Source organism: Oceanococcus sp. HetDA_MAG_MS8 (assembly GCA_019192445.1).
Taxonomy (GTDB): domain Bacteria; phylum Pseudomonadota; class Gammaproteobacteria; order Nevskiales; family Oceanococcaceae; genus MS8.
On record JAHCMK010000001.1, the window covers coordinates 492,700 to 513,282 of the forward strand.

Below are 20,583 nucleotides of genomic sequence, written 5' to 3' on the forward strand. Positions count from 1 at the left end.
TAGCTTTAGGGAATATTGCTACAGCTACGTGCGTTAAGCGGCTGGGCAAGCAGAGCCGCGAGTACGGCAGGGCGGTCGGTCATGATGCCGTCTACGCCTAAGTCCAATAGCGAAATCATTTGCTCGCAGTCGTCAATGGTCCATACATGCACGGCCAGCCCGTTCGCGTGGGCATCGGCGACAAAGTCGGCATTCACCACTTCCAGACCAAGGGCAGGCGGCACTTGAAAAGCGTGATACAGACTCCCCAGCGGAAGACCGGGGAGCGGCCCCTGGCCGGCGGCCACCGCAGCCGCAACCTGCGCGGTGGGCACAGCTGTACTAATGCAGGGCGCATTGGCCTTAAACAGCGCAGCGCTGGTATCTAAGAAGCTGGCAACCATCACGTCGGTATTGCGCCCGTAGTCGTTGAGGATGCGGGCCACTGTGGCTTCGTACTCGCCGCTGGTTTGGGGGCTGGGTTTGAGCTCTACGTTGAGGAGATGATTGGGATAAGCCGCAAGTGCTTCTTGCAGGGTGGGGATACGAAAATCTGCGGCTCTAAAGCCCTCGGGTGGGGCTTTGTCTCCAGTGGCAATGCCTCGATAAATGTACGCAGACTCTTCGGCATCGCGGGTGGTGCCCACACCCGGTACGAACCAGTAAGCCGCATCCAGCGCCTGAAGCTCAGCCAAGGTCAACGCAGACACCTCGCCGCTGCCCTCGGTGGTGCGATCTACGGTGGCATCATGGATGACGACGATCTCCCCATCGGCGGTGGGATACACATCCATTTCCAGCACATCCAGACCCAGTCGCTGGGCTTGCGTGTACGCGAAGAGGGTGTTTTCTGGAAACTCACGGACGCCACCACGGTGGGCGAAGCCGATGGGGCGACGCTCTAACCAGGGGTTCGTCTGCGCAAGGCCCGCACAATTTTGATCATCGTTAGCGATGATGGCTGCAGCCCGGGCCAGGGACTCACCCTCGGGGCTAGGACTCAGCTCCAGCCAAAACTGCTCGGCAGGTTCATCTTGGTTATCGGCAAGTAGTGTGATGTCGACTGTGGCTTCTTTGTCGCCGGCCTCCCAGCGGATAAGGCGGCCTTTAAAGGCTTCAAAGTCGGTGTCAGGGTCAGCTGCAGATGCGTCAGTAGCGTCAATGAGGGTGCGTGCCCAGAGCTCCAGAGGAGCGTCCAAAGGTCCTTCGCGGAGCAGCGGCATCGTCAACATGCCGTTGGTGGCTGTTCCCTCAGGTGCGGCTTGGGTGCGGATACGAACAACCGCATCGCCGTTGTCGGCAGCGGCTGAGGTGGTCGAAGAGTCACAGGCGCTCAGCGCTACAGGGAGTAGGGCGGCAGTGAGGATAATGACTGGAGTGCGCAGTGTCATGCCGAGCAAAGGGTGGTTGTTTGTGCGCATTATGCCCAGAGCAGATCGACAAAGCGATGACGTTCACGGGCGCCAACTAGGGCGTGATGGGCAGACCAGCGCTTCATCACCTGCGTGCGGCAGAGTGATGAAGCGACGTCAGTCCTTCAAATTTTTGCGGCTAACTCCGCTCCCTGGCGGATGGCGCGCTTGGCATCGAGTTCTGCGGCCAAATCGGCTCCGCCGATGAGATGGAACTGGGTTGAGCCCAGCTTGCCGTCCTCCGGATAGAGCTCGCGTAATGACTCCTGTCCGGCGCAGACCACCACATGGTCTACATCCAAAGTTTGTTGCTTGCCATTCACCGTAATGGTGAGTCCAGCATCGTCGATGCGGTCATAGTTGGCTCCGGCCACCATTTGGACCCGCTTAGATTTGAGTGTGGCGCGGTGCACCCAGCCACTGGTTTTGCCTAGGCCCTTGCCAAGCTGGCTGGTCTTACGCTGGAGCAAATAGATTTGCCGCGGCGAAGGATCAGGCTGAGCCTGCACCAAACCGCCTGGATTCATGGTCTCCAAGTCCACGCCCCATTCGCGCATCCACTCGGGTGTGGATACGGGCTCCCCATGCGCGCCGGCGTGTGACAAAAACTCACCCACGTCAAAACCGATACCGCCGGCACCAATGATGGCCACCTTCTGGCCAACCTCGGCACCATCCCGGAGGACTTCGACATAAGAGCGTACTTTAGGGTGGTCGATGCCCGGAATAGGCGGCATCCGCGGAGTCACACCGGTGGCCACAACCACCTCATCGAAGCCTTCCTTCACCAACTCCTCGGCCGTAACCCTGCGGTTCAGAACCACCTTGACCCCAGTGAGCTCAAGACGCTTTTTGAAATAGCGGATGGTTTCCCAGAACTCTTCCTTGCCGGGTATGCGGGCAGCCATGTTGAATTGCCCGCCAATGCGGTCGCTGGCGTCGAACAGCGTCACACTATGGCCGCGTTCGGCCAATACCGTGGCCGCTGATAGTCCGGCAGGACCGGCGCCTACGACGGCGACATTCTTAGAGGAGCCTACCGGTTTGTAGACCAGCTCGGTCTCATGGCAGGCGCGGGGGTTGACCAAGCAGGACGCGCGTTTGAGCTGGAAGGTGTGGTCTAAGCAGGCCTGGTTGCAGGCAATACAAGTATTGATCTCGTCTGTGCGACCGGCGGCCGCTTTATTCACGAATTCCGCATCGGCCAGCATGGGTCGCGCCATCGATACCATGTCGGCCTTGCCTTGGGCCAAGATGTCTTCGGCAACGTCGGGCATGTTGATGCGATTCGAGGCGATTACCGGGATATCTACAGCGTCTTTAACCTGGGCGGTGGCATCGACAAAGGCTGCTCGGGGCACCGAGGTTACGATGGTTGGAATCCGGGCCTCATGCCAACCTATACCGGTGTTGATGAGGCTGGCACCAGCTGCCTCAACTTGGCGGGCTAATTGAATGACTTCGTCGCGGGTGCAGCCGTTGGGCACAAGCTCCAGCATGGACAATCGATACACGATGATGAAGTCGTCCCCGCAGGCCTTACGCACGGCTTCCACAATTTCGGTTGGGAAGCGCAAACGGTTGTCGACCGACCCACCATATTTATCCGTTCGGTCATTGGTACGTGGAGCCGTAAACTGGTTAATGAGATAGCCCTCACTCCCCATGATTTCCACGCCGTCGTAGCCACCCAGCTTGGCCAGCTTGGCGGCCTTGGCGAAGTCGCGCACGGTTTTTTCCACTTCGCGCGTGCTCATCGCTTTGGGTTTAAACGGGTTGATCGGCGACTTCTTATTAGAGGCGGAGCGCGATAAGGGGTGATAGGAGTAGCGACCAGCGTGGAGTAGCTGCAAGCAGATTTTGCCGCCGGCTTTATGCACCGCCCGCGTCACCGGAATATGGCTGAGTGCGTCCGCGTAATTCAGCATGCTGCCAGCGAAGGGGTAGAACCAACCCGCGCGGTTAGGGTTGAAACCACCGGTGATCATGAGGCCGACGCCGCCTTTGGCCCGCTCAGCAAAATACGCTGCCAGCTTGTTGCGATGCCACAAGCGATCTTCCAGTCCCGTGTGCATGGACCCCATCACAACACGGTTCTTCAAAGTGGTATGCCCCAAATCTAGGGGCGCCAGTAGGTGCGGGTAAGGCGTACTCATAAACGCTTGCTGGTTGAAACTTGACGGCGTCAACATATGGGGGCATCTTGACGCTGTCAAGCCCTCCTCACTATATGTCCAAATCCACCGCGTACCACCATGGCAACTTGCGCGCCGTGCTCTTGGAGCAAGGTCAGACTTTGCTGCGCTCGGAAGGCGTTGATGGCTTAAGCCTGCGCAAGTTGGGAGAGCGCGCCGGAGTTTCCCGGATGGCGCCCTATCATCACTTTGGCGACAAACACGGATTGCTGTGTGCGCTTGCCACCCGCGGTTTCGAGGAGTTGGATGCCCTCATGGAACCGCTACGCCAGGATCAACTCAGCCCCACCGTTGTGGTGGAGTTCGTGCAGAGCTATTTACGCTTTGCCACCCTCGAGCCCGAGCGCTACGAACTGATGTTCGGGCGGCGCATCTGGAAGCTCGCTCAGCCTACACCAGAGCTTCGTCGCACGGCTTATGCCACATTCAAGGCTTACACCGAGTGTATGGGCCGACTCAACCCTCGCTTGTCGAGCACGCAGGCGCTTCGTCTGGCTCAGGCCAGCTGGGCCACGGTGCATGGGCTGTGCCGATTGCAGATCGACGGCGTCTACGTGGACGCCGATGATATGGCTGAGGTCAGCCGTGTCGCGGTTCAAAGAATGTTCCGCGATATGGGTCATTGATCTAGATCAATTTCTGCAGACATGGCTGCGGTATAGCTGGAGGCACATTCGGTTGTGGTTCTCGCATGCGCATTTGTCTTATCCATCCCAACTATCACTCGGGTGGAGCCGAAATCGCTGGTAGCTGGCCTCCGGCCTGGGTGGCATATATTGCCGGCGCCCTTAAAGCTGCGGGTTACAACGATGTGCATTTCATTGATGCCATGACCGACCATCTCAGCCCTGAGGACCTGCGCTCAAAACTGCTTGAGCTACAACCTGATGTTGTAGGCACAACGGCAATTACACCGTCGATATACGTCGCCGAAGAAACCCTGCAGGTGGCGCAGGAGGCTGTGCCCCAGGCCGTCCGGATTCTGGGGGGCATCCACGCAACCTTTATGTACAAGCAGGTGCTCTCCGAGGCCCCATGGGTGGATGTGATTGTGCGCGGGGAAGGCGAAGAAATTATTGTCAATGTGGTCCGCAGTATTGAGCAGGGCCGCCTTGCCGATGAAAGGGAGGTCATTCATGGCATTGCCTTTAGAGATGGTCAGGACATCATCGCCACCCCGGCCGCACCCACGGTGAAAGATCTAGACGGAATCACTCCGGATTGGTCCTTACTGAATTGGGAGCAGTACACCTACGTACCCCTCAATCGACGGGTCGCCATCCCCAATATGGCCCGTGGCTGCCCATTTACTTGCTCCTTTTGTTCGCAGTGGAAGTTCTGGCGCGACTACCGGGTGCGTGACCCGATCAAAGTGGTGGATGAGATCGAAACGTTGGTGAACGACCACGGGGTTGGTTTTTTCATCTTGGCCGATGAGGAACCCACTATTCACCGGAAAAAGTTCATTCAATTCTGTGAAGAGTTGATTCGGCGTGGCTTGCCCGAACGGGTGCAATGGGGCATCAACACCCGAGTCACCGACATCATGCGCGATAAAAAGCTGTTGGGGCTGTACCGCAGAGCCGGTCTGGTGCATGTGTCTTTGGGTACCGAGGCTGCCGCTCAGCTCAAGCTGGATCGATTCAATAAGGAAACCAAGGTCGAGGAAAACAAAGAGGCGATTCGCTTGCTACGCGAGGCGGATATCTTTGTGGAAGCACAGTTCATTGTGGGCTTGGATAACGAAACCCCAGAAACGCTGGAGGAAACCTATCGCATGGCTTGGGATTGGCAGCCTGACCTTGCCAATTGGGCCATGTACACACCATGGCCTTTCACCAGCTTGTTCCAAGATCTGGGCGACAAGGTGGAGATTTTCGACTTCGAAAAATACAACTTCGTCACGCCCATCATGAAGCCGCAGTCCATGAGCCGCTCTGAACTGCTGGATGGGGTGATGAAGAATTACAGGCGCTTCTACATGCGCAAGGCTTTATTCCATTACCCCTGGCGCGGTACTGGTTATCGTCGCCGGTACTTGTTGGGCTGCCTGAAAGCCTTCTTGATGGCTGGCTTCAAACGCAGTTTCTACGACCTGGGCAAGGTGAATTATTGGGGGCCACAATCCAAGGGCCGGGTGGATTTCCATTTTGACCGTTCGCGAAAGATTGCGTCGGCGCAGATGGAGGATTGGCAGTCCAGCCAGGATATTGCGGCGCAGAAACGGGCGGCGAAAGCCTCTCAGGGAGTGGAGTTCCCGCTGGAGGCGATGCCCAAAGCATGCGGCGGCGGCGCGCAGCAAATGAGCGAGGCCACCTTAACGCGATTGGAGCCTTGAGTGGCCGCTGCGGAAGCCGCTATTGGCCCAAACGCTATTTTGCAATTGCTCCCTGTTGTGAGCGAAAGACTAGGGCCAGGAGCAGCGGACTGTTTGCTGTTACGCGCCGGATTACAAAGCGCTCCTGATCCGGCCGCTGGTCTTATGCCCGAATTGCCGGTGATACGCATGCTCCAGGCGCTACGTAGTAGCTGGCCCAGCGTAGCCCCTGGGATTCAGGCCTTGGCGGGTGAGCGAACGGCTGAATATTTACTTGCCCATCGTATTCCGCGGCCAGTACAGCTGCTGCTACGCAGCCTTCCGTCCCGCCTCTCCGCCGCGCTGTTGAGCAAAGCCATTGCCAGCAACGCTTGGACTTTCTGCGGTTCCGGTGAGTTCAAATATGCCATGTGGCCATGGCCCAGCTTTGAGATTGCCAATAACCCCTTGGTCCGCGGCGAAAGTTCCCAAACTCCTCTGTGCGTGTGGCACCAAAGCGTGTTCTTAACCTTGTTCGATCGCCTATGTGGTGGAGGATGGTTGGTGCGGGAAACCCAATGTGGGGCACAAGGCGCTGCCTGCTGCCGCTTTGAGCTCCGCCGTTAGGGCGAAGATGGCTGCGCGACATAGGCTTGGAGCACCGTGCGAGACCCATCGCGCAACATATCGCCATCTCGCAGGCAAGACTTGGGTTTGCGCCTGCGCCAGGTCGGCCCAGTTTTGCATGGCGAAATCCATGGGAACCGAGTGTATGCCCTGGCCAACAAGGCCTAGTTCAGATACGAAGCCTAGGAGTTGGCTGTAGAAGAAGTTCGACGGCTAAGCAAAAAGGCCAGCAAAAACAAGAGGCCGAATGCGAGGTCATTCAAACCATAGCCGGCGATAAAAATCGCCGTGAGCGGGTCGGCATCCCACAGATTGCTGAACTGCTCTGCACTTTGAGCCCACCAGATGGCCCATACCGCGACATACGCTAGTTTTTCCACACAAAACACCAAGCATAGCCAGGGAACGGCAGCGAATTGCTTGGCCACAGCAATATAGGCCAAACCCCATACCAGGATCATGACTTGGCCGAAGGTCGAGAACACCGCAGGATCGGCTTGAACCAGATGCGGGTTGTTCATCCCCTTGGAGACCGCCAGCATCCCGAGGATATTGACTAGCCCAGCCAAAACAAAACCGGCCGAAACCCACGCGAATGTTTTGTTGTTAGTCATTGCCTGCTTGTGGCCTTGATGATTGAGCGGCCACTGTAGCGGCTTGGGCCAGCATGTGGGCCCTCGACCGCGTTGAATACCTGCGGCTGCGTGCGGGGTTTATGCAGGTTGCACCCGTCTGGGCCTTGGGCTGGGCAAGGTGAGGCGTAGCAGTTGCAACAGGGTCGTCCCAAGTTGGCGGGTGAAGCCTGCGGCATTGTAAGGAACGCCGTAGCGCTGACAGATGTCCTCGACCTTAGGCGCCACAAGTGGGTAGCGGTTAGAAGGTAGGTCCGGGAAGAGGTGGTGCTCAATCTGATGGCTCAGATTACCGCTGAGGATATGAAAGAGCCGACCGCCGCGGATGTTGCAGGAGCCAAGAATCTGACGGTGGTACCACTGTCCACGGGACTCACCAGCAATGTCCGCCTTGCGAAAGTGATGCACGCCTGCGGGGAAGTGGCCACAGAAAATAATGACGAAGGTCCAGATGTTGCGCAGGACATTGGCCGCGACATTAGCGCCGAGGATGATGCCGAAGAATGGCCCGGCGAGTAGCGGCCACAGCAGATAGTCCTTAACAATTTGACGGCGGGCCTTGCGCTTGATTTCACCGAGTATGGCGCGGGTTTTTTGGGGGTCTTGTTTGCCCTTGAGAATTCTGGCGATGTTGAGATCGTGAAGCGCAATGAACCACTCGAAGAACACGGCCATCAAAACTACATTGAGCGGCTGCAATAAATAAAAGGGATGCCAGCGCTGGTGGTCGGTGACTCGCAACATTCCATAACCAATATCGCGATCCATCCCTAGAACATTGGTCCAGGTGTGATGTTCTACATTGTGGGAATGCCGCCATTGCGATGAGGGGCAGGCATGGTCCCATTCCCAGCGGTCCGAGCGAATCTTGGGGTCGTTCATCCAATCCCACTGGCCATGCAGAATGTTGTGGCCAATTTCCATGTTGTCCAGGATCTTCGCCAAAGCCAGGCCAACGACGCTCAGTGAGAGAAGCAGCCAAAAGCCGGTCGCGCTGGCAAAGGCATGCCCCCATTGCGGAAGCAAAGCCAGGCTGGCAAACAGGCCCAAGCGAGCCACCCACTCCAGGCCATTCCGAAACGTGAGCAGACGGAGTAGGTACTGCCGGTCTGCCGTTCCACGGTCTGCGAGATGGTGTTGATAGAGGGCATCTAGCTCCGCCGCGAAGGACTCCCTCATTTGTGGATTCATTGAGGAGTTGTGGTGACTCATAGGGCAATCTCTACGGCTGTGATAGGAGTGCTCACACAGGGTTGGATGCGTTGTCCGGGCTGGCTGAGGATTTTGTTGCTACGCAGATCCCGCACTTGTCCGGCAACAAGTTCGCAGTCGCAGCTATGACAAATGCCCATGCGGCAACCGTATTGGGGGCTTAAGCCCTGCTTTTCGGCGGCGTCTAATAATGTGGTTCCGTCGCGTACCTCGGCAGACTGTGCACTGCGTGCAAACTGCACCTTATGCGCCTCGGAGCTATGCGTCGGCGCAGCCTTCAGGGGTTGGTGAAAGCGCTCGGTATGCAGCCGGTGGGCTTGGCCGGCCTGTGACCAGTGATTTTCCAGCTCTTGCAGCCAAGCGTTTGGTCCACAGGCCCAGCTTTGCCGTTGCTGCCAGTCTGGGCATTCTCGCTGCTGCTGCTGCGCCGACCAGCGCTGCTGACTGAAGTTGGGCTGCGCCTCGCGGGTAAAAGACAAATGCAACTGATATGAGGGCCAAGTGGTCCTCAGTGCCTCTAATTCCTGGGCATAAATGAGGCGCTGGGGCGAAGGGGCATAGTGCATGTGACAGACTTTGGTCTGCGGCGCAGACGCGTGCACTTGCTTCAGCATGCTCAGGATGGGGGTGATACCGCTGCCGGCGCTCAGCATCAGCAAATTGTCGCTCTGGAGAGATTGCGGCAGGTGGAAACACCCGCTGGGCGCGCTCACATCAATGCGATCTCCCGCCTTGGCGCTGCGTAGTAGATGCGTTGACATCAGGCCCTGATCCACGATCTGCACAGCAACCCTCAGATGATTCGTGCGCTCGCTGGGTGCGTTGGTCAAGGAATAAAATCGCTCCACGCGCCGGCCATTGAGGTACAGGCTGAGACGGATGTGTTGGCCAGCAAGATGGCCTTTCCAAGCCTTGGGTTTGAGTAGTGTGAGTTCCACACATTGGGCAGTCAGCTGCCGACGCGACACGATGTGGCTGGCCATCCACTCAGATTGGCTGGCCTGCTGTTGAGGTTCTGGGTCCAGTTGCCATTGAGCCGGCGTCGTGAGGGCCATCCAAGCCTTCGTAGCCCAGCCGTTCATTCGGGGTTTCGCTGAGGAAATGGTATTCATGCGGCGACAATATACACATGTATATACGTATGTGCACGCATGTGTACTTTGAGCACCGCCTATACTTTGAAGATGACAGCCCAGACCGAAGCCAAAGTTCTCAGCCGCAGAGCGCCCGTGACGCGCGAGCAGTTGCTCAACGCTGCGCTGCGCTTAGTTGGGCCCAGTCGTAGCGTGTCCAACCTGACTCTGAGGGAGGTGGCGCGTGAGGCAGGTGTGGCGCCCAATAGTTTTTATCGGCACTTCCGAGATGTGGATGCACTCGCCATTGCATTGATTGACGAGGCGGGTGAATCTTTGCGGCGCATCATTTGGGAGGCACGCTCGCATGTGGGGCAGGGTGGCAGCCTGATTCGGAGCTCGGTGCAAACTTTTATGCAACAGCTTCATTCAGGGGATCAGCATTTACCGCTCCTTCTTCGGGAAGGGACAGCGGCCTCTGCAGCCTTTAAAGCGGCGGTGGATGCGCAATTGAGCTTTTTTGAAACGGAGCTCACCACCGACCTACAGCGCCTCGTAGCGGAGCAGGGCCAGCACTTACCGCGCCCGGATCTGGTTGCCCGCGCGATTACCCGCTTGGTGTTCACCATGGGCGGGCAGGCCTTGGATGCTCCGGAGCCACGCTTAGAATCACTGATTGATGACACCAGCGAGATGATTCGCATGATCATGCGTGGCGCGTTGCAGGCGGCCGAATAAGGCAGAGCCGAAGTCACGCAACCTCAAATCGGCTGCGCTTGATAGCATCCACCCCAATACTCAGACCTCGCAGGCTAGTAACAAGCTCGCGGGTTCGAGCTTTTGAACGACTGCACTCACCCCTGGGAGACAACGATGAAAACACGCGCTGCGGTGGCCATGCAGGCCGGCCAGTCTTTGCAAGTTTGCGATGTGGATTTGGAAGGGCCGCGGCCAGGGGAAGTCCTGGTAGAAATAAAGGCCACCGGTGTCTGCCATACGGATGCTTTTACTTTGTCCGGCGATGATCCAGAGGGGGCTTTTCCAGCCATCTTGGGCCACGAAGGCGCTGGCGTTGTTCTTGAGGTGGGTGCTGGGGTGAAGTCATTGAAGCCTGGCGATCACGTTATTCCCCTGTACACACCGGAGTGTCGGGAGTGTGATTATTGCTTGCACCCAAAAACCAATCTCTGTCAGGCCATTCGCAGTACTCAAGGGCAGGGGCTGATGCCTGACGGAAGCAGTCGCTTCAGCCTCGATGGACAGCCCATCCTGCACTACATGGGTTGCTCCACCTTCGCCAACCACACGGTGTTGCCAGAGATTGCCTTGGCTAAGATTCGTTCAGATGCCCCCTTTGACAAGGTGTGCTACATCGGTTGCGGGGTCACCACCGGTGTAGGCGCAGTAGCCTTCGACATGAAGGTGGAGCCAGGCTCAACTGTGGCTGTGTTTGGCTTGGGTGGTATAGGTCTGAATGTGATCCAGGGTGCACGGATGGTCGGTGCGGATCGGATTATTGGTGTCGACATCAATCCGGCCAAGGTCGAGCTTGCCAAGCAGTTCGGGATGACCGATTTCATCAACCCCAAAGAGGTCAACAATGTTGTTGAGGCCATTATCGATCTCACCGACGGTGGAGTGGACTACAGCTTTGAGTGCATTGGCAATGTGCAGACCATGCGCCAAGCTTTGGAGTGTTGTCACAAGGGCTGGGGAGAAAGCTGCATCATCGGAGTAGCAGGGGCCGGACAGGAGATCTCGACTCGGCCTTTCCAGCTGGTCACCGGGCGTAGCTGGCGGGGATCGGCGTTTGGTGGCGCACGGGGCCGCACAGACGTACCCAAGATCGTGGACTGGTATATGGACGGCAAGCTGAACATCGACGACCTCATTACCCACACCATGGGCCTGGATGAGATCAATACCGCCTTCGATTTGATGCACGCGGGCGAATCTATTCGCTCTGTAGTCGTCTACTAGAGGCGCTGAGATGGAGCTCATTGCCAACAACCGCTGCTTCGGCGGTGAACAACGCCGATACCGGCATAACTCCGCAGTGCTGAACTGTGAGATGACATTCTCGGTTTATCTGCCCCCCAAAGTTTTGCGAGGCGAAAAAGCTGCTGTGGTTTACTGGCTGTCAGGGCTAACCTGCACCGACGAAAACTTCGTGCAGAAAGCGGGCGCGCAGCGCTACGCCGCCGAGCTGGGGCTGATTCTGGTGGCGCCCGATACCAGCCCGCGTGGCGACGAGGTGGCTGATGACGCTGAAGGCGCTTACGACTTGGGGCTTGGTGCTGGCTTTTATGTCAACGCCACGCAAAGCCCTTGGACTACGCATTACCGCATGTACGATTACATCCTCCAAGAGCTACCCGAGGTCGTGGCTGAGGTGACACCGCATGCGAGCGATCGCGCCTCCATTTGCGGGCACTCTATGGGTGGGCATGGCGCCTTGGTTGTGGCACTGCGGAATGAACAGCGCTTTTGCAGCGTGTCGGCCTTCGCACCCATTTCCTCGCCCACCCGTTGTCCTTGGGGACAAAAGGCCTTGCAGGCCTACCTTGGTGATGATCAAACAACCTGGGCCGACTACGATGCCAGCCTGCTGTTGGAGCGCGAAGGCACAAGCCTGCCCATGCTTGTTGACCAAGGTACTGCGGACGACTTTTTACAAGAACAGCTCTGTCCGGACTACCTACAGGATGCAGCGCAGACGGCAAGGTCCTCACTACAACTTCGCATGCAGGAAGGTTATGACCATTCCTATTTCTTCATCAGTAGCTTCATTGGCGAACATTTAAGTTTTCACGCCAAGCATCTCTACAAGGAGAACGATGAAGCGTGAAGTTCAGCGAGATGCCTTGCCGCATCAGCTACGAAAATCCGAGCAATCTGCGTATGCGGCCATATTTGTGCCGATGAAAGTGAAACCTCGTTGGTGCCGCTGTTCCAGCCGTTGCGGTCAAGTATTTGCATGGTAGCGCTCTGAGTTTCATACAATCGTGGCCGCAGGATTCGGGGTCGGCATCATCGTGGTGTCGGTCCGATAAGTTCCAAACCTTCCAAACCCTCAATCGACGTAGCGCGTAACAGGGCATAGGTGTAGGTTGGGCCCATTGAAAAAGTCGTGGCGCTGCATGGGGGATCTATGCGAATAGATGAACTCCGGCGAGGGGTGTAGCACTCGTTTTATTGTTCGACTGCCGAGGAGAGGCTGTGAGTCGTTATAAAGAAGTGCTGTTGGTTGACGATAATGAGGCCGATCATTTCATTAGCCGGAGGATCATGCAAAAGGTCGATCTGGCGGAAAACTACGTCGAGGTCTATAACGGCGAAGAGGCTCTGGAATACGTTCGTTCTGGCGGCCCCGGCGGAGCTCCGGGTCAGGCCGAGTTGATCTTCTTAGACATCAATATGCCGCGTATGAACGGTTGGGAATTTGTGGACGAGTTTCGACGCCTCCCACCCGAGCTACAGACGGCTCGGATCGTCATGATGCTCACCACGTCCAACAACGACCAAGACCGGGCCAAGGCTCGTGAGGCAGGAGTCATCAAGAGCTTCATTAACAAACCATTGACGGTAGAGTCTTTGGAAGCCTGTTTGGCTGCAGACGAGTTTGATGCTTGAGCGTCGCTAGCTTTGCGCCGCCTTCGCATGCCGAACTGCGCGCATTGTTTTGCCTTCTATAGCCAACAAGATCTCAGTAGCCCCATCATCTCTTTCGCGCTTTGCCGGACTCCTTGGCTTTTCGTGGGGGTTACTTGATGGAGTGTGGGCAAACACTCAGACCGTAGTTTTCCCTCTTGGGCATCCTACAACGCACCGCCATTAGCCAGACCGCTGGAGACCTAGTTGGCACGATCTCTCATGGCGCAGGACGAACCGGGCATGGCTTCGGTCCAGATCGGATCCTTCAGATCATAGACTCGCGCTTGCATGTAGTCGACGGGGTCGCTGAGGTAATCAACTAAAGGGGGGTTCTCCAAGCTGGCCATTTCGCGTTGCCACTGTGTTTCATAGGCTGCTGCCCCGCCGCCAATAACAGGGGCCCAAGCGTCATGATGGCTGGGCAAAAACACCCTTGGGTGAGCATGTTCCACATAGAGGCGTGGATCTCGTAAACCAGACAAGGGTTGGTTGAACCCTACAATGGCTCCAATTTGCACATCGACGCATTGCGGAAACTGATTCAGTGCCTGTTGTACCGCTAGCCCTTCTTCCGTGGAATCGATGATCGGTCCCGTGGAATCGTGCCAAAGCAATGTGAAGTCGCCGATCTGGAAATGATAGGCCCAGGTGCCTCCTTGTTCGTCCCTCAAGGTTCCCAGGAAGCGGAGCAACTCTTCTGGGTCGCTATTGAGGTATCCAAGGTAAGGCAGAAGATTAGGAATATGGATGAAGGGCGTGTCTCCCGGCTCATAGGTTTGTGGCGATAATGCGCTATGGATGTGCTGAAGAATTGAAACCTCGCCCAAGCTTTGCCATAGCCTGACCTGTTGAGTGACTCCTGGGGCGGGTGTATCTGCCGTGCCTGTGATGAGGCAATCAAAGGACTGTTCCAAACCATCGGCTGCAGCATCTGCTTGTGCTGTTGAGCAGATCTCTTCAGAGCCAACGACCACAGCCCCACTTCGCCCAGCAATGTATCCCGCGTCCGCCATATGGTCGAAGTGTCCATGGCCCACGAAAATTGCCTCAGGTTGAATGGCAGCCAGTTCTTCTCGTCCAATTGGCACATAGTTGGCCTGTATGCCGATGGGTTCCCAGGCATCCATCAGCCAAAGATGGCCGCCGGCGCTCATGATGAAGCTAGAAACGCCGAACCACCAAATTTTCACGGCATCGGGGTCTAGCGGCTTCGGTCCAAGTAGCTGCTCACGCGCAAGCTGCGTGTCAGAGCTGACTTTTTGTATTGGCAGTGCCTGCCACTCATCCAATGTGAAACGCTTACCCGAGGGTTTGTAGGTCTGCGATGGGAGAGTGGTCTGGGATTGCGTGAGTGGCTGTGAGGCTGTTTCGCAGCCGCTGAATGTTGTGGACACGACAATGCAGCACATACACGCGAATGCGTTCTTAGTCGCCATCAATAACCTTCTCTATTGCGTCTCCTCTGGTATGGCAGTTTAGCCTGATTCCCATTCATCGCTGGTCATTGATTGATCTCTGGCGAGCTGAAGAACACGCCTGGTTCGCAATATCCATACCTTGCCTTTTTCGACGGCCCGCCCTTAGTCTGCGGCCATGGGTGCGCGTGGGGCGCATCAATGAGGAGACAATTGCGATGGTTTGGGGAATAGCTCGCCTGAGGGGCGCTGTTGCGGCTGTCCTAACGGGATTGATACTCGTAGGCTGTGGCACAGAGTCAGAGAACGACTCTACCGGGCAACTCGTGGCTGCAGAGTCGTTCAAGGTTGGTACCGCGGAGGCATTGCATAATCCAAGCGGTGACATCTGTGTCGGAGGAGGAGCGACACTTTGTGGTCGACGTGTTGATGCCAGTTCCGCCGAAGCGATCGCTGATCCGCTGTTGGTCAAGGCGATGGCCATTACCGGGAAGAATGGCCAGTCTTTCGTTCTGGCGACCACGTCGAATATTGGCTACTTCGCCGCATATAAGCCTGAACAGGGCGGGCCGAATGGCATTTTCGACATGCGCTCAAGAATTAGCCAAGAGACTGGAGTGCCGATTAGCAACATTGTCGTCGTCAGCGACCATTCCCATAACGCCCCCGACACCATCGGTATCTGGGGTGGAGTGAGCCAAGATTATCTTCGGATAACCGCAGAAGCGGTTGTGCAAGCTTCTGTACAAGCGGTTGCGAACCAAGTTCCCGCCAAACTGTTTGTGGCCGCCGTGAATCAAAATACCCAGCCGGTTGCAGGAGTCACCAAGGTTGAGTCTTCCGCCTACGCAGCGCCGCCTGCGGCGGATGAGTCCCGAGGCAATCCGAGTAATGAGTTTCGGGTGCTCGTCGCCGAAGCGGCGGAGGATGGGCGCCGCCTACTGACGTGGATGAACTACTCCCCGCATGCCACGGTTTGGAACGGCGTGGCCACCGACAAACTCACCGGCGACTGGGCAGCCTGGGCTACCCAGGAGGCTGAGGCTCGCTACGGTGGTCGGGGCTTAGCAACTTTGGGCACCATGGGTGGAACCGACTGGAATAAGGGCGAGGGAGGCGCGCAAGAGCGCGAAGTCGAAGCTCGCGGCAGATTGCTTCGCTTGCTAGAAGCCGCCGAGAAGAATTTGCAGCCCGTCATTGGTGAGGACGTTCTTGTACAAACCACCTTTATTCGCGAGTCAATCGCTCAGCCAGTACTGTTGCTCAACTACAAGCCGGGGCTACCAACCAATCAGCCGGGCACCCCTGGTGACGGCGTAGATGTACGCATTGATCGCACCCTCACCCCGCCTTTTTTACAAGGCACGGTGTTCGGTACCCACATTAGCGCTATTGCCATTGGCGAGGTTTTCATTTCCACATTTCCCGGCGAGCCCTTCGGAGAGCTTGAGCATGTGCTGCGTGAGCAGCAGCGGGTGATGGGTGCTCAAGCCTACTTTGTACTGGGGGCCGCCAACGATTTCTTCGGCTATATGGTCCATGAGCCAGAAACCTATGCTCAGTTATTCGAGGGGGGAGCGGCATGGCTGGCTGGGTGCCCGGAAACGGAGATTCTCGATAGTCTAGGCGTCGCCAAGGAACCCGGTTGTGCCGACCATTGGACGCTGATGGTATCTCCCAGCATCGGGACACATATTATTTGCACACTGCAAGACGCCGCGCAGGCTTTAGGTTTTGAGGTGCAAAACCGCAATGCGGAATGCCCTGTGCTCACTGCTTTGGACGGCGTAGCTGGGCCCGAAGACCTGCCGATGTTGCCAAGCGGAGCATGGGACCAATCGCACCCCGCAGTCGCTGCACTGGCCAAGGAGGCACTAAAGGAATGCGCTTCACGCGGGGCTTTGAGTAGCCTCTGCGCGAACTTAGTCGACATCCGCTATCCCTAGTGTCCTGTCTCCGAAGTTCGTTGCATATCAGAGCCCCTCAAATCGTTCGATACAAGGCGCGCTCCGCCGGGAATGGTCATTCCCTTGCCAAGGAGCGCAACGCGGTAGCGGGCGATTTGAGGGGCTCCCTGCGGGCGAGCCAGAACGCGGCGTTCCGCGGTGTTGCGCTCGCTTGAAATGGAACAACCATTCCTGCGCGAGCGCGCCTAGCGGCACACCGCGTTCTGACTCGCTGATATGTAACGAACTTCGGAGACAGGACACTAGAGAAACATCCGCCGCAAGGCCCAGAGTACGAAATTATCGAGCGGACAGAGATGTCGTAAAGCGAGCTTGGGGAGGCGCGTTTAACGCGGCTTGTACTGTCCATGAGCGTAGCCGCGGAGTACCCCTGATGGGCGTTTCTGACCATGCTTGGTTTTGCGTCCGGTCACGCGCTGACGCCATAAGCGAAAGGAGGAGGGTTTTAGCTCGCGGCGCATGAAGCGAATCACCTGTTTTTCCTGCAGGCCGTAGTTGCGCTCTATGGCTTCAAAAGGTGTGCGGTCCTCCCAGGCCATTTCTATGATGCGGGATTTGTCTGCAGCACTCAAATCAGTGGCTTTTGAGCGTGCTTTGGGGCTGCCTGTTGTCTGCGCAGTCGGGGTGTTGGATCTCATGATTCGTCTAGACCAGACTGTTCATCGACCACCTTATGAAGTACGGCGGTTTGCAGTAACTGCTTCTCGTAATGGCGGTTACGTCGCTGCTTTTTGGCTTTGGCGCGTTTGCCGTAGCGCTTGTCCTGAATGATGTCGCTCATGCGGCTGAGATCATCGGCGCTGTGAATCTGGTTGGGTGATGTGCGACGCGTCATAACGGCCTCGAATGAGTGTGAAGCACGAAGACCACGACTTGGCCTCCGGTGGATCCCTCCCAATGCCTAATCTTTTGCGCGGAGTACTATCTCAGTGGGTTCAGAAGACGATTCCGCGGAAGTACAGCGAATGCTCCTTTGCTATTGCAGGGCTTAGCGCAGGTGCCGCCCGCCATCTAATGCCAATACGCGCCCAGTGATGTACTCGCTTTGCATCAGGTAATCCACTGTTGCTTGCAGTTCACCGAAGCCACCTTCCTTTTCCATCAAGCTTTTGGCTTTGGCTTTGGCTTGGTAGGCCTCATCGTCACCTTCGTTGAAGAGAAGCAGGGCTGGTGCAATGCTGTTGACCTTGATCTTGGGGGCGAGCTTTTGGGCGAAAGACATGGTGAGATTGTCCTGTGCAGCTTTGCTGGCTGCGTAGGCAATATGCTTCTTGCTGCCGTGACTGCTGACGTAGTCTCCAATATGGATGATGTCAGCGGGTGCGCCTGGGTGTTTCTGCAGCAGTGCCGCCAGCGACATATTGAGCTGGTAGGGTACGCCAACATGCACACGCATCATGGTGGCCATAATCTCGGGCAGGGCCAGGTCGGCGCTATCGCTGAGCCATTGCGATGCATTGTGAATCATGCATCGCAGATCAGCATGTTGAGCCTGAACAGCTTCAATCAAAGCGTGGACGCTGCCTTCATCGTTAAAGTCGCAGCGGTGCAGCTCTGCACCTCGCTCACGTAGCTTTTCTAAGCTGGGGTATTCCGTGCGAAAAGTCCCAATCACGGGGATCCCGCGCTGCAGCATTGTCTGCGCCAGAAATAAGCCAGCCCGACGCCCTACGCCGGTAATCAGCACATGCCCAGTTTTCATGTGTTGAGAAACTCGGAACGCCGGTACGGATTCTCGGAGAAGCAGCCTCCCAGTGCCACAGTGCTGGTGTTGGAGTTGGCATCCTGTACGCCGCGAGACTTCACGCAATAGTGTGTCGCGTCAATGCTGACACCCACATCGTCGGTGTCCAGCAGGGTTTGCAGGGCCACCAGAATCTGGCGGGTGAGGCGTTCTTGTACCTGGGGTCGTTGCGCGAAGAAACGAACCACCCGGTTAATTTTGGATAGGCCAATAATTTTATTCTTCGGGATGTAGGCCACTTTGGCGCTACCGTCGATGGTCACAAAGTGGTGCTCGCAGGTGCTGATCAGGTCGATATCCCGAATTTTCACCATTTCATCCACGCGCATTTTGTTGTCGATGACGGACAACTTGGGGAATTTGGTGTAGTCCAAGCCGGAGAAGATCTCGTGCACATACATCTTGGCGATGCGGTGCGGAGTTTCCATAAGACTGTCGTCAGCGAGGTCTAAACCGAGCGTGCGCATCACCTCGGTCATGGAAGATTTGATGCGCTCATACTTCTGCTCGGCGCTTAGGCCATTGTCCAACATTGGGGTTTCAAGCCCCTGCTCGATGAGGGCATCGCGCACAAGTCGGGCTTCTGGGCTCAGCTCAGGCTGAGTCGCAAGACGAACAGCATTCATGGTCATTGTGGTTCTCTGCAGGGTAGGGTTAATCGGTTTTTTTATGTTCTAGAGTGACCGCGACAGAGTCTGCAAATCGCAGTGCATGCGGCTTATCAATAGTGACTTGCGCTCTACGCACGGCGGAGTGTGTACAGCAAATGTTCAACACCTCGTGCACCAATCGTTCCAGCAGCAGGAATCGGCCATTCTCCACATGGGCGATGATTGCTTTGGTGATGGTCTTGTAATTCAGTGCAGCGTCTACCTCGTCATCCACAATACCCGGATTGATGAGGTGGTCAATCTCCACTTGAATCACCACATCTTGTGGCTTCGCTTGCTCCTCGGGGTTGAAGCCGATGAAGGTGCGCAGCCGTAAATTCGTGATGCGTATGGTGGCAATGGAACAAAGAACGGCGCTCACGGCAACTCCACAGGTGTACAAAACCAAGACAGGGCAACCAAAAGATAGCAGAGGCTGGCAGAAAATGGGAGGGGATAGGCCCAAAAATGTGAATGGCCGTCGTTCATGGGCCTATACAAGACCTAGACGACGGATCGATGCAAGCAGACGGCGGCGGGATAGAGCCCCTCGAGTCATCAAGTAAAGCGACCGTTGCCCACGGAGCGCAGGCTAGGTATGCCAGACAAAAAAAGGCCCCGCCGTACACGAGGTAGGGCGGGGCCGCGGTATGTGTAGGCTTATTGTGTGGCCGGAGGCTCTACAAAGCGGCCATCCGTGCAGATTTCATGCACAAATACGTTCTGGCCCAGATCGGCGCTTAGCAAATCTGAACTGAAACTCAGACGAACTTGGTCGTAAGGTTGGCTGGTACGGTAACCCACCAAGGCATGGGTGCCACCAGCGATTTGGTCCGTGCTGAAGCCCAGCAGGGATAAGCCGCTGGCGTCAATCTGGGCGCCACTTTCCTGCACCTCTCCATCCAGCAACGTATCTAAGGAAATACTGGATAGCAGGCCAAGGTCGAGCAAAGAGGGCGGGAAGCTTACAGTGGCAACTGCGAAGCGGTTCAAACCGATCTGCTGTCCTTCCGGTAACGAAAACAAGATATCCAGGGAATTCAACGACCCTAATAGCCCGGCTGCGGTTTGAGTGACAACTGCTGCGGTGGTGAGGTCGCCATCGAGAGCAAGCACGCGATCGTTCACGCTGTTGAGCAGAGCATTGACGCTATCGCCGGAGAGCAGGTCTAAAAGCCCACCCACAACGCTACCCACTAAGCCCCCGGCTGAGACCTCAAGGTCAACGCCACCGAAAGTGCTTAAGCTTCGGGTACAAACGAAGCCCAGGGTTTGCTCCTCAAAGGGGCCGCTGGAGACAACGACTTCACCGTTTTGAACAATCTGACCACCAACACTTCCGTCGTTGGGGAAGGCTGTTTGGCTATTGCTCCCGTCGCCCGTGGTGTTGCCCTGGTCATCAATGCCAGAATCCGGATTGACGGATTGCTCAAAGGGCCCACTACCCCCATCAAAGCCACTACCAGCTGAGCCACTGTTGGCTTCTAAACAGCCTGTTAAGGGTATGGTCACACCCATAGCGAGCAGCAGGGGAATAAAACGGTTGGTCATCAGGAGCCTGTCCCATAGTGTTAAACGATAGCCTGAACTTTAGCCATTAGGGCAAGGTGTATAGCCCGCCGTATGCAGGCAGCTGCTGTCATCTGCGTCTGATTTTGTGTGGGCCTTGTCTGACAGGCTAGCCAGGGTGCACTCGGCCATGACTAACCTGGCTTGCAGAATGACCT

The 20,583-nt window shown here is 56.6% G+C and carries 20 protein-coding genes; 8 read left to right on the top strand and 12 right to left on the bottom strand.

What is annotated here, in order from left to right:
* Nucleotides 1-5 precede the first annotated feature (5 nt).
* Nucleotides 6-1,400: a hypothetical protein gene (locus KI787_01980; GenBank protein ID MBV6628701.1), complete on the bottom strand. Its 1,395-nt coding sequence runs from the start codon at nt 1,398-1,400 to the stop codon at nt 6-8.
* A 116-nt stretch (nt 1,401-1,516) separates the two neighbouring features.
* Complete coding sequence (locus KI787_01985; GenBank protein MBV6628702.1) at nt 1,517-3,547, bottom strand: NADPH-dependent 2,4-dienoyl-CoA reductase; 2,031 nt, start codon at nt 3,545-3,547, stop codon at nt 1,517-1,519.
* Between the two features lie 74 nt (nt 3,548-3,621).
* Here KI787_01985 and KI787_01990 point away from each other — a divergent pair, with 74 nt between their 5' ends.
* The 3 genes from KI787_01990 to bchJ all read left to right on the top strand — a co-directional run bounded on the left by KI787_01990 (nt 3,622) and on the right by bchJ (nt 6,509).
* Entirely contained in the window at nt 3,622-4,212 is a 591-nt protein-coding gene (locus KI787_01990) for a TetR/AcrR family transcriptional regulator (protein ID MBV6628703.1), read from the top strand.
* 65 nt (nt 4,213-4,277) lie between these two features.
* Nucleotides 4,278-5,924, top strand: coding sequence for a magnesium-protoporphyrin IX monomethyl ester anaerobic oxidative cyclase (bchE, locus tag KI787_01995; protein MBV6628704.1), 1,647 nt, complete (start codon nt 4,278-4,280; stop codon nt 5,922-5,924).
* Nucleotides 5,925-6,509 carry a bacteriochlorophyll 4-vinyl reductase gene (gene bchJ, locus KI787_02000; GenBank protein MBV6628705.1) on the top strand — a complete coding sequence of 195 codons (585 nt, stop codon included), beginning with the start codon at nt 5,925-5,927 and terminating at the stop codon, nt 6,507-6,509.
* A 182-nt stretch (nt 6,510-6,691) separates the two neighbouring features.
* On the opposite strand, the gene KI787_02005 is transcribed toward bchJ, so the two are convergent.
* The 3 genes from KI787_02005 to KI787_02015 all read right to left on the bottom strand — a co-directional run bounded on the left by KI787_02005 (nt 6,692) and on the right by KI787_02015 (nt 9,465).
* Nucleotides 6,692-7,123, bottom strand: coding sequence for a hypothetical protein (locus KI787_02005; GenBank protein MBV6628706.1), 432 nt, complete (start codon nt 7,121-7,123; stop codon nt 6,692-6,694).
* A gap of 99 nt (nt 7,124-7,222) precedes the next feature.
* A complete protein-coding gene (locus KI787_02010; protein MBV6628707.1) occupies nt 7,223-8,320 on the bottom strand; it encodes an acyl-CoA desaturase in 1,098 nt (365 codons plus the stop codon).
* 29 nt (nt 8,321-8,349) lie between these two features.
* Entirely contained in the window at nt 8,350-9,465 is a 1,116-nt protein-coding gene (locus KI787_02015; GenBank protein ID MBV6628708.1) for an iron-sulfur cluster-binding domain-containing protein, read from the bottom strand.
* Nucleotides 9,466-9,504: 39 nt separating this feature from the next.
* Here KI787_02015 and fabR point away from each other — a divergent pair, with 39 nt between their 5' ends.
* The 4 genes from fabR to KI787_02035 all read left to right on the top strand — a co-directional run bounded on the left by fabR (nt 9,505) and on the right by KI787_02035 (nt 13,059).
* Nucleotides 9,505-10,164, top strand: coding sequence for an HTH-type transcriptional repressor FabR (fabR, locus tag KI787_02020; protein MBV6628709.1), 660 nt, complete (start codon nt 9,505-9,507; stop codon nt 10,162-10,164).
* Nucleotides 10,165-10,299: 135 nt separating this feature from the next.
* Nucleotides 10,300-11,406 (top strand): S-(hydroxymethyl)glutathione dehydrogenase/class III alcohol dehydrogenase, encoded by a 1,107-nt coding sequence (locus KI787_02025; GenBank protein MBV6628710.1) that lies wholly within the window; start codon nt 10,300-10,302, stop codon nt 11,404-11,406.
* Nucleotides 11,407-11,416: 10 nt separating this feature from the next.
* The gene (gene fghA / locus KI787_02030) at nt 11,417-12,274 is read left to right on the top strand and encodes an S-formylglutathione hydrolase (GenBank protein ID MBV6628711.1); all 858 of its coding nucleotides are present in this window, start codon (nt 11,417-11,419) and stop codon (nt 12,272-12,274) included.
* A 371-nt stretch (nt 12,275-12,645) separates the two neighbouring features.
* Nucleotides 12,646-13,059, top strand: a complete 414-nt coding sequence (locus KI787_02035) for a response regulator (protein MBV6628712.1) — start codon at nt 12,646-12,648, stop codon at nt 13,057-13,059.
* A 221-nt stretch (nt 13,060-13,280) separates the two neighbouring features.
* Here KI787_02035 and KI787_02040 read toward each other — a convergent pair whose 3' ends face one another.
* Nucleotides 13,281-14,474: an MBL fold metallo-hydrolase gene (locus KI787_02040; GenBank protein ID MBV6628713.1), complete on the bottom strand. Its 1,194-nt coding sequence runs from the start codon at nt 14,472-14,474 to the stop codon at nt 13,281-13,283.
* 239 nt (nt 14,475-14,713) lie between these two features.
* On the opposite strand from KI787_02040, the gene KI787_02045 reads away from it, so the two are divergent.
* Nucleotides 14,714-16,441, top strand: a complete 1,728-nt coding sequence (locus KI787_02045; protein ID MBV6628714.1) for a hypothetical protein — start codon at nt 14,714-14,716, stop codon at nt 16,439-16,441.
* Nucleotides 16,442-16,788: 347 nt separating this feature from the next.
* On the opposite strand, the gene KI787_02050 is transcribed toward KI787_02045, so the two are convergent.
* The 6 genes from KI787_02050 to KI787_02075 form a co-directional block, all read right to left on the bottom strand.
* Nucleotides 16,789-17,100, bottom strand: coding sequence for a TIGR03643 family protein (locus KI787_02050; GenBank protein MBV6628715.1), 312 nt, complete (start codon nt 17,098-17,100; stop codon nt 16,789-16,791).
* Nucleotides 17,097-17,297, bottom strand: coding sequence for a hypothetical protein (locus KI787_02055; protein MBV6628716.1), 201 nt, complete (start codon nt 17,295-17,297; stop codon nt 17,097-17,099). Before KI787_02055 ends, KI787_02050 begins: the two co-directional genes overlap by 4 nt.
* Before the next feature lie 153 nt (nt 17,298-17,450).
* Nucleotides 17,451-18,164 (bottom strand): dihydromonapterin reductase, encoded by a 714-nt coding sequence (gene folM, locus KI787_02060; GenBank protein MBV6628717.1) that lies wholly within the window; start codon nt 18,162-18,164, stop codon nt 17,451-17,453.
* The gene (gene folE, locus KI787_02065) at nt 18,161-18,832 is read right to left on the bottom strand and encodes a GTP cyclohydrolase I FolE (protein MBV6628718.1); all 672 of its coding nucleotides are present in this window, start codon (nt 18,830-18,832) and stop codon (nt 18,161-18,163) included. The genes folM and folE overlap by 4 nt, the downstream gene beginning before the upstream one ends.
* 28 nt (nt 18,833-18,860) lie before the next feature.
* A complete protein-coding gene (gene folX, locus KI787_02070) occupies nt 18,861-19,238 on the bottom strand; it encodes a dihydroneopterin triphosphate 2'-epimerase (GenBank protein MBV6628719.1) in 378 nt (125 codons plus the stop codon).
* Nucleotides 19,239-19,516: 278 nt separating this feature from the next.
* Nucleotides 19,517-20,407: a hypothetical protein gene (locus KI787_02075; protein MBV6628720.1), complete on the bottom strand. Its 891-nt coding sequence runs from the start codon at nt 20,405-20,407 to the stop codon at nt 19,517-19,519.
* Between the last annotated feature and the right edge of the window lie 176 nt (nt 20,408-20,583).

Coding starts and splice junctions, on each gene's coding strand:
- KI787_01980 (MBV6628701.1), bottom strand. CDS start 1,400: ATGCGCACAAACAACCACCCTTTGCTCGGCATGACACTGCGCACTCCA.
- KI787_01985 (MBV6628702.1), bottom strand. CDS start 3,547: ATGAGTACGCCTTACCCGCACCTACTGGCGCCCCTAGATTTGGGGCAT.
- KI787_01990 (MBV6628703.1), top strand. CDS start 3,622: ATGTCCAAATCCACCGCGTACCACCATGGCAACTTGCGCGCCGTGCTC.
- bchE (MBV6628704.1), top strand. CDS start 4,278: ATGCGCATTTGTCTTATCCATCCCAACTATCACTCGGGTGGAGCCGAA.
- KI787_02005 (MBV6628706.1), bottom strand. CDS start 7,123: ATGACTAACAACAAAACATTCGCGTGGGTTTCGGCCGGTTTTGTTTTG.
- KI787_02010 (MBV6628707.1), bottom strand. CDS start 8,320: ATGAGGGAGTCCTTCGCGGCGGAGCTAGATGCCCTCTATCAACACCAT.
- KI787_02015 (MBV6628708.1), bottom strand. CDS start 9,465: ATGAATACCATTTCCTCAGCGAAACCCCGAATGAACGGCTGGGCTACG.
- fabR (MBV6628709.1), top strand. CDS start 9,505: ATGTGTACTTTGAGCACCGCCTATACTTTGAAGATGACAGCCCAGACC.
- KI787_02025 (MBV6628710.1), top strand. CDS start 10,300: ATGAAAACACGCGCTGCGGTGGCCATGCAGGCCGGCCAGTCTTTGCAA.
- fghA (MBV6628711.1), top strand. CDS start 11,417: ATGGAGCTCATTGCCAACAACCGCTGCTTCGGCGGTGAACAACGCCGA.
- KI787_02045 (MBV6628714.1), top strand. CDS start 14,714: ATGGTTTGGGGAATAGCTCGCCTGAGGGGCGCTGTTGCGGCTGTCCTA.
- KI787_02050 (MBV6628715.1), bottom strand. CDS start 17,100: ATGAGATCCAACACCCCGACTGCGCAGACAACAGGCAGCCCCAAAGCA.
- KI787_02055 (MBV6628716.1), bottom strand. CDS start 17,297: ATGACGCGTCGCACATCACCCAACCAGATTCACAGCGCCGATGATCTC.
- folM (MBV6628717.1), bottom strand. CDS start 18,164: ATGAAAACTGGGCATGTGCTGATTACCGGCGTAGGGCGTCGGGCTGGC.
- folE (MBV6628718.1), bottom strand. CDS start 18,832: ATGAATGCTGTTCGTCTTGCGACTCAGCCTGAGCTGAGCCCAGAAGCC.
- KI787_02075 (MBV6628720.1), bottom strand. CDS start 20,407: ATGACCAACCGTTTTATTCCCCTGCTGCTCGCTATGGGTGTGACCATA.